12 protein-coding genes are annotated in these 13,286 nt (G+C 65.8%); 5 read left to right on the top strand and 7 right to left on the bottom strand.

The features are described from left to right. Positions 1 to 46 precede the first annotated feature (46 nt). The 4 genes from BB347_RS14665 to BB347_RS14680 form a co-directional block, all read right to left on the bottom strand. A complete protein-coding gene (locus tag BB347_RS14665; protein WP_076582794.1) occupies positions 47 to 1,750 on the bottom strand; it encodes a CoA-transferase in 1,704 nt (567 codons plus the stop codon). A 24-nt stretch (positions 1,751 to 1,774) separates the two neighbouring features. After that, entirely contained in the window at positions 1,775 to 2,539 is a 765-nt protein-coding gene (locus BB347_RS14670; protein ID WP_076582792.1) for a cysteine dioxygenase family protein, read from the bottom strand. A 73-nt stretch (positions 2,540 to 2,612) separates the two neighbouring features. Then, positions 2,613 to 3,812, bottom strand: coding sequence for a threonine synthase (gene thrC, locus BB347_RS14675; RefSeq protein WP_076582790.1), 1,200 nt, complete (start codon positions 3,810 to 3,812; stop codon positions 2,613 to 2,615). A gap of 57 nt (positions 3,813 to 3,869) precedes the next feature. Further along, positions 3,870 to 4,508: an RraA family protein gene (locus tag BB347_RS14680; RefSeq protein WP_076582789.1), complete on the bottom strand. Its 639-nt coding sequence runs from the start codon at positions 4,506 to 4,508 to the stop codon at positions 3,870 to 3,872. Between the two features lie 159 nt (positions 4,509 to 4,667). Between BB347_RS14680 and BB347_RS14685 the strand changes: the two genes are divergently transcribed. Together BB347_RS14685 and BB347_RS14690 are read left to right on the top strand one after the other, a co-directional pair. Further along, complete coding sequence (locus BB347_RS14685) at positions 4,668 to 6,299, top strand: thiamine pyrophosphate-binding protein (protein ID WP_076582787.1); 1,632 nt, start codon at positions 4,668 to 4,670, stop codon at positions 6,297 to 6,299. Positions 6,300 to 6,460: 161 nt separating this feature from the next. Beyond that, entirely contained in the window at positions 6,461 to 7,927 is a 1,467-nt protein-coding gene (locus tag BB347_RS14690; RefSeq protein WP_076582785.1) for an aldehyde dehydrogenase family protein, read from the top strand. Positions 7,928 to 7,949: 22 nt separating this feature from the next. Here BB347_RS14690 and BB347_RS14695 read toward each other — a convergent pair whose 3' ends face one another. The 3 genes from BB347_RS14695 to BB347_RS14705 all read right to left on the bottom strand — a co-directional run bounded on the left by BB347_RS14695 (position 7,950) and on the right by BB347_RS14705 (position 10,248). Then, positions 7,950 to 8,726: an enoyl-CoA hydratase/isomerase family protein gene (locus BB347_RS14695; protein WP_076582783.1), complete on the bottom strand. Its 777-nt coding sequence runs from the start codon at positions 8,724 to 8,726 to the stop codon at positions 7,950 to 7,952. A 110-nt stretch (positions 8,727 to 8,836) separates the two neighbouring features. Continuing rightward, on the bottom strand, positions 8,837 to 9,376 hold the full coding sequence (locus BB347_RS14700) for a carboxymuconolactone decarboxylase family protein (RefSeq protein WP_076582781.1): 540 nt from the start codon (positions 9,374 to 9,376) through the stop codon (positions 8,837 to 8,839). 95 nt (positions 9,377 to 9,471) lie between these two features. Continuing rightward, positions 9,472 to 10,248, bottom strand: coding sequence for an IclR family transcriptional regulator (locus BB347_RS14705; protein WP_076582779.1), 777 nt, complete (start codon positions 10,246 to 10,248; stop codon positions 9,472 to 9,474). Positions 10,249 to 10,605: 357 nt separating this feature from the next. Here BB347_RS14705 and tcuA point away from each other — a divergent pair, with 357 nt between their 5' ends. The 3 genes from tcuA to BB347_RS14720 all read left to right on the top strand — a co-directional run bounded on the left by tcuA (position 10,606) and on the right by BB347_RS14720 (position 13,272). Then, positions 10,606 to 12,021 carry an FAD-dependent tricarballylate dehydrogenase TcuA gene (gene tcuA / locus BB347_RS14710; protein WP_076582777.1) on the top strand — a complete coding sequence of 472 codons (1,416 nt, stop codon included), beginning with the start codon at positions 10,606 to 10,608 and terminating at the stop codon, positions 12,019 to 12,021. A gap of 118 nt (positions 12,022 to 12,139) precedes the next feature. Then, positions 12,140 to 12,931 carry an SDR family oxidoreductase gene (locus BB347_RS14715; protein ID WP_076582775.1) on the top strand — a complete coding sequence of 264 codons (792 nt, stop codon included), beginning with the start codon at positions 12,140 to 12,142 and terminating at the stop codon, positions 12,929 to 12,931. After that, positions 12,928 to 13,272: a cupin domain-containing protein gene (locus tag BB347_RS14720; protein WP_076582773.1), complete on the top strand. Its 345-nt coding sequence runs from the start codon at positions 12,928 to 12,930 to the stop codon at positions 13,270 to 13,272. Before BB347_RS14715 ends, BB347_RS14720 begins: the two co-directional genes overlap by 4 nt. The last annotated feature ends 14 nt before the right edge of the window (positions 13,273 to 13,286 follow it).

Here is a 13,286-nt window from a genome sequence, read left to right on the forward strand (position 1 = left end):
GTGAATTTCTATTGTCGGCCGAATTCCGCCGTCGTCGGCTCGAGAGTCACTCGAGAGCGGAGAGCGTCTCGAATCCGGAGCGGCGGACGCGGGTTGGATCGACGCGCTCGAGGGCCTCGAGTTCCTCGTCGGTCGGAAGCGGCGTCTCGTCGACCTCACTCGAGGCGAAGCGCACGTCCCACCCCGTTCGCTCGCGGATCTCTTCGCGAGAGACGCCGGGGTGGATCGAGACGACCTGCAACTCGCCGTCGCGGCGCTCGAACTCGCAAAGCGGCGTCACGAGGTAGGTGAGGTTCCCCTCCGCAGTCGTGAAGTCGACCGCGGACGGCAGCGAGCGGGCGCGGTGTTCGGTCCGCCAGGCCCACGCCTCCTCGACGAGGGGGAGCAGGGAGCCCGCACCGCCGCCGCCGCCGAATTTGACCGACGGCTCCGCCCACGACCCCGCGACGGTGTTGTTGAGCCGCCCGCGCCGGTCGACCTGTGCGCCGCCCACGAACATCACGTCGACGCCCCCGCGCGCCGCCAGGTCGAACGCCTCGGGCGAGGAGAAGTGCGCCGGCGCTCCCTCGAGCAGCCGCGCGTCCTCCGTCGAGAGCGGCGTTTCGGCGGGCGAGCCGTTCATCGCGCCCGACGCGCTCAGGTGGGTCGTCCCGGCTCGCTCGCGCGCCGCCCGAAGGGCGACCGTCGGCAGCGGCGAGGCGAATCCCTGAAACGCGACGGAGATTTCCTCGAGTCGCCGAGCGATGGCGACGGTCATGACCTCGGCGATCGTACACGCTGCGTTGGGCGCTGGGTCCTGCGGGTGATCGCTCGAGTCCGTCGTCTTCGAACTTGCAGTGCTCGAGCCCCCTTCGGCGACACCGCCGTCGCTCGAGACCGCCGGCTGGTGAGCCCCCCACTCGAGTGCGTCCCTCCGGTCGGCGACAGCGCGCTCGCGATAGTGGTCCTCGTCCGGGCCGACGTACTCGGTGATATAGGCCTCGAGATCGCCCGAACTCGCAGCCTCGAGATACTGCTCGAGGTGTGCGCGGTCGTAGTCGTACCTGCCCGGACAGCTGCACGGATGGGCACCGTCGGGCACTTCGGCGACGGCGTCGACCAGCACCCCCGGTACGTCGGTCGAGCCGGGATCGTCCGTGAACGTGTCGGCGTCGACCACCCGCTCCGCGGTGACGAAGACCCGATCCGCCGCCTTCGCGACGAGGTTTTCGGTGAGGTCCGCGCCGTCGAAGCGAGCGTTACCGTCGGCGTCGGCTTCGGTCGCGTGAATCACGGCGATATCCGGCTCGACCCGCCGAACCGCGTACGTCGACTCGCCGGTGAACGGGTCCGACGTCTCCGCGAGGTAGGCGTCTCCGATCTCGAGGAGGTCGCTCCCGTCCAGTCCGGCGATCGGCAGGAACGGAACGCCCTGCGTCGCGGCGCGCAACGCTGTCGCGACGGTGTAGCACGTCCCCTCTCGAGCCTCGAGCGTGCCGTCCTCGATCGCCCGCCGGGTGTTCGGCGCGAGGCCGAACGCCTCGAAGCCGACGTAGCCGTAGCACGCCGCCTCGAGCTGTCCCGTTCCGGCGAGGAGGTCGATATCCATCGAGTTCGCGAGCCCGATCGGGACGAGATCCGAGACGTCCGCCCGGACCAGCTCGCGGACGAACGCCATCGGCGCTCGGTGCAGCGTCTTGCCGCCGAACGCGATCGTCGAGCCGTCCTCGACGCGGGCCGCGAGGTGCTCGAGGTCGACCACGTCGGTCATCGTCTCCCTCCGCGTGCGTTCGAGTTACTCATTGGCGGTGTGTTCGATCGAGTGTCCGCCCTGATCGTAGCTGTGTCCGCCCTCTCCGTGGTCGTGCGCGTGTCCGTGCCCGCCGTGGCCGTGGCCGACTTCCGGGGGCTCGCGGACGTCCTCGCACTCGACGTTACTGTACCCCGACTGGAACAGTTCGACGTCGTTGTCGTCGGCGCAGAAGGCGTGGCGCTCGATACAGCCCACGTCGGCTCCGAGCAGGTGGACGCTGACGCTCGGTTCGTCCGAGGTCGTCTCCACCGAGTGGATGTCGTTGTTCGGCGGCTCGAGTCGGTAGAAGTCGCCCCGGCCGTTGTCCTCGGTCCGCAGGTGCTCGAGTTCCGCGTCGCCTTCGTGGCCGCCGTCGTCGACGCGGCGGTAGAACTCCTCGCGCTGGGTGCCGCCGTAGATGCCGACGAGCCCCCACGCGAGGTGGTCGTGGATGGGCGTCTCCGCGCCCGGCGGGAGTACGAGGGTGAACAGCGCGAGTTTGTCGCCGAGTCGATAGACCAGCCACTGAGCGATGTCGCTGCCCATGTCGCCTTTGTCTTCCATGTCGTCCGGCGTCAGGTGCTGGTAGCGTTCTGGCAGCCAGCCGTCCTCCATCAGGAGTTCTTCGAAGGGCTCCTCGAGGGCGTCGAGCAGGGCCGGAACATCCTCGTGTTCGTCCGCGGTGGCGTGGACGGTGTCGACGAACTCGCGGATTCGGTCGTTCTCGTGGAAAAATTCCGGGTCTGGTTGCTGATCAGGATCGCTCATCTAGTTCGTGCGTATCGATACCGTGGGCCATAACAGTTTGCCCGGAGTGTCACTCCAGCCGGAAGGCCGATATTCAGTCGTCCCTGAATGCAGCGAGTCGGTCCTCGAGCGCCTCTATTTCGACGAGGTCGGCGGAGCCGGAGCCGAGGTGGTCGGTGAGACCCGTGCCGGTCGTGACGGCGACGACGTCGTCGCTCGAGTCGATCTCGCCCGCGTCGACCAGCCGTCGAATCCCCGCCAGCGCGGTCGCCGACGACGCCTCGACGCTGAGACCCGCCTCGCTGGCGAGGGTCCGTTGTGCCTCCAGAATCTCCGGATCCTCGAGGCCGACGGCCGCCCCGTCGGTGTCCTCGATGGCGGCGAGGGCGCGCGTCCCACTCGGCGGATCGGGATTGCCGATCGAGTAGGCGACCGTCTCGCCGCGTTCGACCCGCGACACCTCGCTCGCGCCGCGGTCGTACGCCTCGGCGATCGGGGCGCTGGCCGCCGCCTGCACGGCGTACAGTCGGGGCACGTCCGCGAGGACGCCCGCCGACTCGAGTTCGCGAAGCGCTTTCCAGATCCCGCTGAAGTGCCCGCCGCTGCTTGTCGGCACGACGATGGCGTCCGGCGCGTCGGGCGCGAACGACTCGCAGATCTCGAGGGCCGTCGTCTTCTGGCCCTCGACGCGAAGCGGAACGTCGGAGTTGAGGAAGGCGATGTCTCGCGCCGGACCGATCTCGAGCGTCCGCTCGTAGAGTCGGCCGTAGTCGCCCGCGACCCGGAGCACCGTCGGATCGAACTGCGAGATCGTCTCGAGGCGGCTCTCCGGGATGTCCTCGGGGACCAGCACGACGCAGGGCAACCCCGACGCAGCGGCGTAGGCGGACGTGCTGATGGCCATGTTTCCGTGGGAAACGGTGCCGACGGCGTCGACGGCCGGTTCCTCTCGGCCATCAGCTTGCAGCACGGCGAGGCCGAGCGCGCTGCCGCGGTCTTTGAACGACCCCGTCGGGTTTCCGCCCTCTACCTTGAGGTGGACGCGAGCGCCGGCGAACGCGTCGAGGGACGGCTCGCGAACGAGCGGCGTCCCGCCGGCCGCCGCGAAGAGCCCGTCGGGCGCGCTCACGGGGAGCAGCGATTCGTAACGCCACATTCCGGGCGCGTCGATCACGTCGTTCCAGTCGAACGAGTCCGCGTCGGTCTCGAGCCAGAGCGCTTCGCCACAGGAACAGCGAGCGACGAGTCCAGTCTCGCGCGAGCCACAGGCGTAACAGCGACGCGTCGCGCTCATACGATCACCCGCGGGGTCGCGACGCCCGCTCGAGGTCGAGCAGCTGTGGCGAACGGTTCAGAACTCGTGGTCATCGTCCTCAAGGTCGGCGACGGTCGCGCCGGCGTCGATCTTTTCCTCGATGGTCGACTCCTCCGAACGGATTTCGGCGACGGTAGCGGCGATTTCGCTCGCGCGTTCGGCGGGCACGACGACGACGCCGGTTCCGTCCGCGACGATGACGTCGTCGGCCGAGACGGCGACGCCGCCGATGTCGATCGTTCCGCCGACTTCCTCGACGGTCAGTCGCCGCTGGCCGGTTTTCGGCGTCGGCGCGCGACCGAAGACGGGGAACGATCCGGATCGAATATCCGGGACGTCGCGGTAGCCGCCGTCGACGACCACGCCTTCGACGCCCGCTCGCTCGGCGAGCACGCAGGCGTTGCCGCCCCAACACGAGAGCTCCGGGCCGACGCCGTCGATGGCGAGGACGCGGTCCGCACGAAGCTCCTCGAGCAAAGCGTAGGGAAAGTTTGTCTTCGATCCCGGTTCCGAGACGGGTTCGAACCGGAGCGTGTGGACCCGCCCGACCGCTTTCTGTGACGGATCGACCGCGCCGATTTCGGTCGCGACGCCGTCGATTCCGTACTGGTCTAGCGCGTCGGACACGATACTCGAGTCGACAGTCCTGAACGTCTCGATGACCTCCGAATCCATACGCCACCATCTCTCACGGACAGACACATAATTGCTCGCACGGGTCGCCCGCCGTGTTCGGATTCTCCTCCGACACAGCTGCTACTTGTGCAATTCGCGTGGGTCCGTGCTAAAATCACAAACCGAAACGATAAGACCGGCGGGGTGTTTGCTCGAGCCATGGACGTTGCTAGCACGGGGAGTGCGTACATCCTCGATGCGCTCGGAGCCGAGGGAATCGACACGCTGTTCGGCGTCATCGGCGAAGGAAACGCGCACCTGCTCGACGCGGTCAACGATCGGGACATCGAGTTCCAGCAGGCTCGCCACGAACAGGCCGGCGTCACGATGGCCGACGGCGCCGCGCGCACGAAACAGGGCGTCACCGCCTGCACGCTCACTCACGGTCCAGGGGTGACGAACGGCGCGACCGGCATCGCCGCCGCCGACCGCGACAATATCCCGATCGTGATCCTCGTCGGCGATACGAGCATCGAGGGGCGGGAAACGTCGCTTCAGTACCTCGACCACCCGACGTTCGCGTCGCCGATTTCGGTCTACCAGACGCGGATCGAGACGCCGGTGACGATTCCCGAGGTCCTCGAGCGAGCGTTCGATCGCGCGAGAACCCGAAGCGGCCCCGTGCTGGTCGAGGTGCCGGCGGACGTCCAGGAGGGCGAGGCTCCCGACGAGGAGTACACGCCGAGTGCACGGCCGCGCCAGCGGGTGCGACCGGATGAACGCCACGTCGAGGAGGCCGCCTCGTTGCTCGACGATGCGGATCATCCCGTTATCCTCGCGGGCGGCGGGGCGGTCCGATCCGACGCCGGCCAGGAAATCGCGACGCTCGCCGAACACGTCGGCGCACCAATCGCGACGACGTACTTCGGTCGCTCGCTCCTCGACGAAGCGCACCCGATGGTCAGTGGCATCGCGGGCACGTTCATGTCGCCAGCGAACGACGACCTCCTCTGGGACGCCGACGTGGCAGTCGTCGTCGGTGCTCGGCTGTCGGGCAAGACGACTCGCTACGGCGAGTTGTACGCGGACGCGGACGTGATCCAGATCGACATCGACGAAGAGTCGATCGGCACCCACCAGGAGCCCGCGATCGGAATCCGCGCCGACGCGCGAGAAACCGTCGCCGACCTTATCCACCGCTGCGAGACGGATCCGGAGCGAGCCTCCAGCGTCGCGCAGACGATCGAGCGGGCACCCTCGCCGTGGGCCGACGGCTTCGAGGAACGACCCGACCAGATCGACCCCCGCGAGTTCACCCTCGAGCTTTCCGAGCGCGTCCCCGACGACGCGATCCTCACCGTCGGCTCGGGGAACAACACCGGGTTCCCCGCCGTCTTTCACGAACTCGGCGCGGACGCCTCGATGCTGATCAACGGCAACTTCGGGACGATGGGCTACTCGCTTCCCGCCGCGCTGGGGGCGAAAGCGGCCGCGCCGGATCGTCCCGTCGTCTGTTACACCGGCGACGGCGCGTTGATTCAGGTGATTCAGGAGATCGAAACGGCCGTTCGCCTCGAGTTGCCGCTGCTCGTCGCCGTCTTCAACGACAGCAGCTACGGGATCATCCGCCACCGCCAGAATCTCGTCCACGACCGCGAGACGGGGAGCACCTACGACAGTCCGGACTTCGTCGACATCGCCGAAGGGTTCGGCGCGAACGGTGCCGTAATTCGTTCGGCGGACGACCTCTCAGTCGTCGAGGAGTACTACGACGCAGACCCCGACGTCCCGCTCGTTCTGGACGCGCGAACGATCCCCGAGGTTTCGCGCCCGGGATTCCCGCCGTACTGACTGCTGTCCCTGTCGATTTTGGGTTCGGCCACTGTCGACCACTGCTCTCGCCATCTCTGTTCTGTCGTGTTCCCGACCGGTTTCGCCGCCGATTTCAGGATCTCGTGTACGACACGCACCGGTGCAAAATACTAATCAGCACTCGAACACACGTCTGAACCATGGCGACACACAGCGCGAACGATCGCGATCAGTACGGCCTGTTCATCGACGGGACCGAAAGCGAGTCGGCGTCCGGAGAGACGATTTCGGTCGTCGACCCCGCGACGGAAGAGCCGTTCACGTCGATCCAGGCCGGATCGGCGTCCGACGTCGACCGCGCGGTCGACGCCGCACTCGAGGGCCAGACGGAGTGGTACGGACTCGCACCCGCCGAACGGGGTCGGATACTGCGCCGAGCGTCGGATCTCATCGCAGACCGACGCGACGAACTCGCCCGACTGCTGACTCGCGAGAACGGGAAACCGATCTCGCAGGCGCGGACCGAAATCGACGCCGCCAGCCGGTACTTCGAGTACTACTCGGGAATGGCGGACAAAATACAGGGCGAGACGATCCCCCTCGGTCGCGAGTACGTCGACTACACGATTCAGGAACCACTCGGCGTTACCGGTCACATCATCCCCTGGAACTTTCCGGCGGCGATCTTCGGTCGGACCGTCGCGCCGGCGCTCACCGCCGGCAACGCCGTCGTCGTCAAGCCGGCGGAACAGACGCCGCTGACGGCACTCGAGTTCGCTCAAATACTCGACGAGGCGGGCGCTCCTTCCGGGACGGTCAACGTCGTCACGGGATACGGCGTCGACGCCGGCGAACCGCTGACGGAACACGAGGACGTGAGCTGCGTCGCGTTCACGGGCTCCGTCGAGACCGGCAAAGCGGTCGCAGCCGCCGCTGGCCGACAGCTCACGCCCGCACACATCGAAGCCGGCGGCAAGAACCCGAACGTCGTCTTCCCGGACGCCGACCTCGAGCAAGCCGTCGAGCAGACGCTGATCTCGATCTTCACGCGAAACGCGGGACAGGTCTGCTCGGCCGGGGACCGTCTGATCGTTCACGAAGATATCCGCGAGGCGTTCCTCGAGCGACTCGTCGAGGAGGTCGAGTCGCTCGAGGTCGGCACCGGCCTCGACGATCCGGACATCGGACCCCTCGTCTCCGAAGCGCAGTACGAGACGGTCAGCGAGTACATCGAGATCGGCTCGAGCGAAGTCGGCGAGCCGATCGTCGGCGGCGCTCCCGAGGAGACGGAGGACGGCTACTTCGTCGAGCCGACAGTATTCGACGGCGCGAGCAACGACGACCGAATCAGCCAGGAGGAGATCTTCGGCCCCGTCCTCACCGTGATCCCGTTCAGCACCGAAGCCGAGGCAATCGAACTCGCCAACGACAGCGAGTACGGCCTCACGGCGGGTATCTTCACCACCGACCTCGAGCGCGCTCACCGGTTCGCCCGCGACGTCGTTGCCGGCCAGGTGTACGTCAACGAGTGGTTCGCCGGCGGCGTCGAGACGCCCTTCGGCGGCTTCCGCGAGAGCGGCTTCGGTCGCGAGAAGGGCCTCGAGGCGGTAGAACAGTTCACGGCCACGAAGAACGTCGGGTTGAAGATCGGCGACGGCCCGTCGTAGTCGTCCGCGGACACTCGCGCGCTTATTTTCCGTCGAACTCCGGTTCTCGCCCCTCGAGGAAGGCCTCCGCCCCCTCCTTCTGGTCGTCCGTCGCGAACAGGAGCGCGCTCGCGAGGCGCTCGAAGTCGAGTCCGGCCTCGATGTTCAGACTTCGGTCCATGGCCTCTTTGGCCAGTTGCTGGGCGATCGGCGCTCTCGAGGCGAGTTGCGTCGCCAGCTCCCTGACTTCCTCGTCGAACTCTTCGTCGGGGTAGACGTGGTTCACGAGCCCGATATCCTCGGCCTCGTCGGCGTCGACGGTTCGTCCGGTGAGGATCAACTCTCGAGCGAGGCCGGACCCGATGGCGTGGACCAGTCGTTGCGTCCCGCCGCCGCCGGGAATGATCCCGATGGTGATCTCTGGAAGGCCGAACACCGCGTCGGGGGTCGCGAGCCGGATGTCACAGGCGAGCGCGATCTCGGTTCCGCCGCCGAGGGCGTAGCCGTCGACCGCGGCGATCGTCGGCTTGGGGACGTCCGCGACGTAGTTGTACAGCGCCTGTCCGTGCGTCTCGCCGTACTCGAGGCCGTCGACGAGATCGTATTCGGAAAAGGCCTCGATATCGCCGCCCGCGACGAACGAGCCCTCGCCGGCTCCACGGAGGACGATCGCTCGCACGTCGTCATCGTCGACGGCGGTTTCGAACGCCGCTCGCAGCTCTTTTCGGGTCGCGACGTTCATCGAGTTGCGTTTCTCCGGTCGGTTGACGGTGATCGTCGCGATTTGCTCGCGTCGCTCGAGAAGCACTCGATCGCTCATGTACTCGGAGTTCGAGTCAGTCTCGTATAATACTTCGTTCCTCGCTCACACGTCACTCCGGCTCACACGCCCCGGCCTCGAGCGCTTCACGCCGTCCGATTCGCTTCGGGCTACTCGCCCTCGAGGTCCCAGCCGACGAACGAATCCTCGAGTGGGACCTCGAGCGCGCTCAGGAACCGGGCCGTCGCGAGGTAGTGCGTAGCGATCAGCGTGATGCCGACGATTTCCGTGGGCTCGAACCACTCCGAGAGGGCGGCGAATCGGTCGTCATCGACCTCGTCGCGGACGACGGCCTCGACGTACCGGAGCAGCGCGGTCTCCCGTTCGTCGAACCGGTCTCGGTCGCCGTCGGCGATGGCGAGGATCTCGTCGTCCGAGACGCCGCTTTCCCGAGCGATCGGGACGTGCTGGTGCCACTCGTAGACCGCCTCGAGTTCGCGGGCGATGGTGAGGATGCAGCGCTCGAGGTCGTCCGCCTCGAGGCCGCCGTCGGACCACAGCGTGGTTCCGTAGCGCATGTACGACTGCAACGCGTCGGGGTTGTTCGCCATCGCACAGAGGAGGTTGAGCTCGCCCAGCGCGTCCTCGCCGAGGAGGTACTGGTAGTCGTCCGGGAGGTCGTCCTGTCGCCTGAGTGGAACGCGCGCCATACAGGGGGGTCGATACCGGTATCCTTGAATGACACTGATGCCGGATCGACACTCGATCGCAGTTCGTCCAGTCGACTTCTGAAGGGAGAAGTCCGCTACTGGTAGATGATGTCGAGTTCGATTTCGTTGCAGACGCCGAGAATCGTACTCGGGAGTTCGTCGGTGAAGTAATCGCCGCTCATCCGGTGGGCGGGCCCCGAGACGCTGATCGAGCCGACCACCGAGCCGTCCTGTCGTTTGACCGGCGCGGCGACCGCTCGTAACCCCTCAATATGTTCCTCATAGTTGAACGCACAGCCGCGGTCACGAATCTCCTCGAGGTGCTCGTAGAGTTCGTCCCGTTCAGTGATGGTGTTTGGCGTTAGCTTCGGGAGATCGATCGATTCGATGATCGCCTCGGATTCCGATTCGGGCATGAACGCCAGTAGCGATTTTCCGGACGCGGTTGCGTGTAACATTTTCCGGCGTCGGCCGAGTCGGCTGCCGGTACTCACGGCGTTATCGCCCATCGCGATCCGGATGAAGACGCACTTCCCGTGTTCTTCGCCGACGAACTGGACCCGTTCGCCGGTTCGCTCTGCGAGCGCTTCGATTCGCGGCTCGACGAGACTGTACACCTCGTCGCGGTTTTTGACGTACTCGCCGAGGTCCATGAACCGCAGACTCAGATTGTAGATGTCGCCCTCTTTGACCAGATAGCCACACTGCTCGAGCGTCTCCATGTGGTTGTAGACCGTGCTCTTAGGCCACGTGAGTTCGTTCGCGACCTCCGTTACGCGCGCCCCATCGAGGCCCTGGAGGGTCTCGATGATCGCCAACGTCTTCGTGACGGACTTCACCTCGGTCGCGTTTTCCTCGCTATCCTGTTGCATGAGTGGTGTGTACACACTACGCCCATGTAAAGTACACTATTGCCGAACACCGACGTTATAGATTTCCTAGGAGTCGAATTCGGATCTATCGGCTCGCTATTCGCGACCTATATGTTACAGCCGTATGGGTGTAATGTTTTAGCGACGTTTGGTTGAGTGGTATCGACAACCAACAGTGATGGTGTCGAATGTCTTTGTCTGTGTACTCTGTTCACATACGGTGCCAATTCTGTTCATCATTACGGAACTTTATATGGGGCGTACTCGTTCGACGTGGAGTCTCGACACGAACGATGGTGTCACAACGATAGTGGTGATAACCGGCACCACTAAGCACCCGTCCGCAGATGCTAGACGATGGCACCCATGGATCAGGAAGCCTACGACGTCGTTATCGTCGGGTGTGGCATCGCTGGACTGACTGCCGGATTACGCGCCACGGAACAGGAGTACTCGGTCGCGATTCTCGAGAAAGCGCCGGAGGCGAATCGCGGCGGCCACACGCGCTTTACCGAGTCGTTTCGCATCCCGACGGCCGATATCGACCTCACGGACGTCGAGTTCAACGTCGAGGACTACACGGCCGCGGACTTCTACTCGGACATCATGAACGTGACCCACTACCGGGCGGACGACGACCTCGCCTCGGTCGTCACCGGCGAGGCCGCGTCGACGTTCGAGTGGCTGACCGCCCACGGCCTCGAGTGGGAGTACGACGCCCCACACCCGGGTTACACTGCCGGTCGGGTCTGGCTCGACGGCGCGGAGATGATCGCCGAGATCGTGGACGTTCTCGAGGCCGAAGGCGTCGACATCTACTACCGGGCGGACGCTCGCGGGGTGGTGAGAGCCGACGACGGCTCCGTCTCCGGCGTGGAGGCCTTCGTGGACGGCCGCCGAACGGAGTTTTCGGCCGACGCGACGATTCTCGCGGCGGGCGACTACGGCTCGAGCACCGAGAAGCGAACGCGCTACTACGGCCCCGGCTACGGGAACATGAAGGTCCGCGGCAGCCGGTACAACACCGGCGAGGTCATCGAGGCGGCGATGGACGTCGGCGCGAAATCGGCCGGCGAGTTCGGCGACGCGCACATGGCCCTGATCGACGCCGGCTCGCCCGACGTGGAGGGCGGAATCACCCGAATCGACGGCTATCAGTACGGCCTGATTCTCAATCACGACGGCGAACGATTCGTCGACGAAGGGCAGGACGCACGCGCCCACACCTACGCCAAGTTCGGCCGGCGGATCTTCGAACAGCCCCACCACGAGGCGTTCATCGTCGTCGATTCGACCGTCGTCGACGACGTGGCCCACATGGGTCCCTCTCGAGCAATCCAGGCCGACTCGCTCGAGGGACTCGTTCGCCGCCTCGACATCGCGAACGTCGAGCGCGCCGTCGAGACGATTCGAGAGTACAACGAGGCCTGCGACCCCGACGCGAGCGACAACTACGACCCGAACGTCCTCGACGGCAACGCGACCGAGGGCCTCGAGTTACCGAAGTCGAACTGGGCGCTTCCCCTCGAGGAACCACCCTACACCGGCTATCCCGTTACCGGCGGGATGACGTTCGGTTTCGGCGGCGTCGCGATCACCCCCGACGCCGAGGTCCTCGATACGACCGACACCGTGATTCCGGGTCTGTACGCCGCCGGAAACGTCACGGGCGGGTTGTTCTACAACAACTACCCGGGCGGCACCGGCCTCACCAATGCCGCCGTCTTCGGAAAGGTCGCGGCCGAATCCGTCGCCGAGTACCTCGAGTCCTGAGGTGCAGGTGGAGTCAATTCACCGCCCTGATACGAAGACGGCTCCGCGTTCGCGGGGACTCGCCGCTCTCGGCCGCGACTGCAATCTTTTTTATAATCCCCTCTCGCAGTATGACGTGATGGACTTACAGATCCATGGTAACACGGCACTCGTAACGGCGTCGTCCAGTGGACTCGGCAAGGCATCGGCGAAGGCGCTCGCTCGAGAGGGCGTCAACGTCGTCATCAACGGCCGCGACGAGGCTCAACTCGAGGAGGCCAAATCGGAGGTCGAAGCCGTCGCGACGGGCGAGGTCGTCGCCCAACCGGGCGACCTCACCGACGAGGACGACATCGAAGCACTCGTCCAGACGACCGTCGACGAGTTCGGCGGACTCGACCACCTCGTCACGAGCGCGGGCGGCCCGCCTTCCGGCCCGTTCCTCGAGACAGACGACGAGGACTGGTATCAGGCCTACGATCTGCTCGTGATGAGCGTCGTCAGGCTCGCTCGCGAGGCCGAGCCCCACCTTCGGGAGGGCGACGGCGGCACCATCGTCAACATCACCTCCCGGAGCGTCAAGGAGGCCATCGACAGCCTCGTCCTCTCGAACTCGGTTCGAATGAGCGTCATCGGCCTCGAGAAGACACTCTCGAAGGAGTTCGGGCCTGACATCCGCGCGAACGCCGTTCTCCCCGGCCCGCACGAGACGGCTCGGATCAAAGAACTCGTCGAGCAGGCTGTCGACCGCGGCGAGTACGACAGCTACGAGGAGGGACTCGAGGCCCGCGGCTCGGGCATCCCGGTCGGTCGGATCGGCGACCCGATGGAACTCGGCAACACCGTCGCGTTCCTCTCTTCGCCCCAGTCCGGCTTCATCAACGGCGTGTCGGTGCCGATCGACGGTGGTTCGGGGTCGTCGAACCTATGAAGCCGGTCGACTTCGACACCGCGGAGACGTACGAGCCCGACGAGGGTTGGCGACGGGTCTCGATGGCCGGCAGCGACCAGTTCAGCTTCGAGTGGTTCGAGAAGCCGCCGGGCCACAGTTCGCCGATGCACGATCACGAAAACGAGCAGGTGTGTCTCTGTCTCGAGGGCGAACTCACGATCTACACCGAAGACGACGAGGTCACCCTCCAGAAGCACGACTCGGTGTTGCTCGAGTCCTGGGAGGAACACCGCGTGGAGAACACGGGAGACGAGCGCGCCGTGGGGCTCGACGTGTTCGCCCCGGGTCGCTCGTTCGACTTCTGGACCGACCGCGAGTAACGACCGCCGCCACC

It is taken from the genome of Natronorubrum daqingense (assembly GCF_001971705.1).
Classification (GTDB): Archaea; Halobacteriota; Halobacteria; order Halobacteriales; family Natrialbaceae; genus Natronorubrum; species Natronorubrum daqingense.

Bases quoted from the DNA above. Each gene is read 5' to 3' on its own strand.
- BB347_RS14700 (WP_076582781.1), bottom strand. From the start codon at position 9,376: ATGGCGCGCGTTCCACTCAGGCGACAGGACGACCTCCCGGACGACTAC.
- tcuA (WP_076582777.1), top strand. From the start codon at position 10,606: ATGGCACCCATGGATCAGGAAGCCTACGACGTCGTTATCGTCGGGTGT.
- BB347_RS14690 (WP_076582785.1), top strand. From the start codon at position 6,461: ATGGCGACACACAGCGCGAACGATCGCGATCAGTACGGCCTGTTCATC.
- BB347_RS14680 (WP_076582789.1), bottom strand. From the start codon at position 4,508: ATGGATTCGGAGGTCATCGAGACGTTCAGGACTGTCGACTCGAGTATC.
- BB347_RS14665 (WP_076582794.1), bottom strand. From the start codon at position 1,750: ATGACCGACGTGGTCGACCTCGAGCACCTCGCGGCCCGCGTCGAGGAC.
- BB347_RS14670 (WP_076582792.1), bottom strand. From the start codon at position 2,539: ATGAGCGATCCTGATCAGCAACCAGACCCGGAATTTTTCCACGAGAAC.
- thrC (WP_076582790.1), bottom strand. From the start codon at position 3,812: ATGAGCGCGACGCGTCGCTGTTACGCCTGTGGCTCGCGCGAGACTGGA.
- BB347_RS14705 (WP_076582779.1), bottom strand. From the start codon at position 10,248: ATGCAACAGGATAGCGAGGAAAACGCGACCGAGGTGAAGTCCGTCACG.
- BB347_RS14720 (WP_076582773.1), top strand. From the start codon at position 12,928: ATGAAGCCGGTCGACTTCGACACCGCGGAGACGTACGAGCCCGACGAG.
- BB347_RS14715 (WP_076582775.1), top strand. From the start codon at position 12,140: ATGGACTTACAGATCCATGGTAACACGGCACTCGTAACGGCGTCGTCC.
- BB347_RS14685 (WP_076582787.1), top strand. From the start codon at position 4,668: ATGGACGTTGCTAGCACGGGGAGTGCGTACATCCTCGATGCGCTCGGA.
- BB347_RS14695 (WP_076582783.1), bottom strand. From the start codon at position 8,726: ATGAGCGATCGAGTGCTTCTCGAGCGACGCGAGCAAATCGCGACGATC.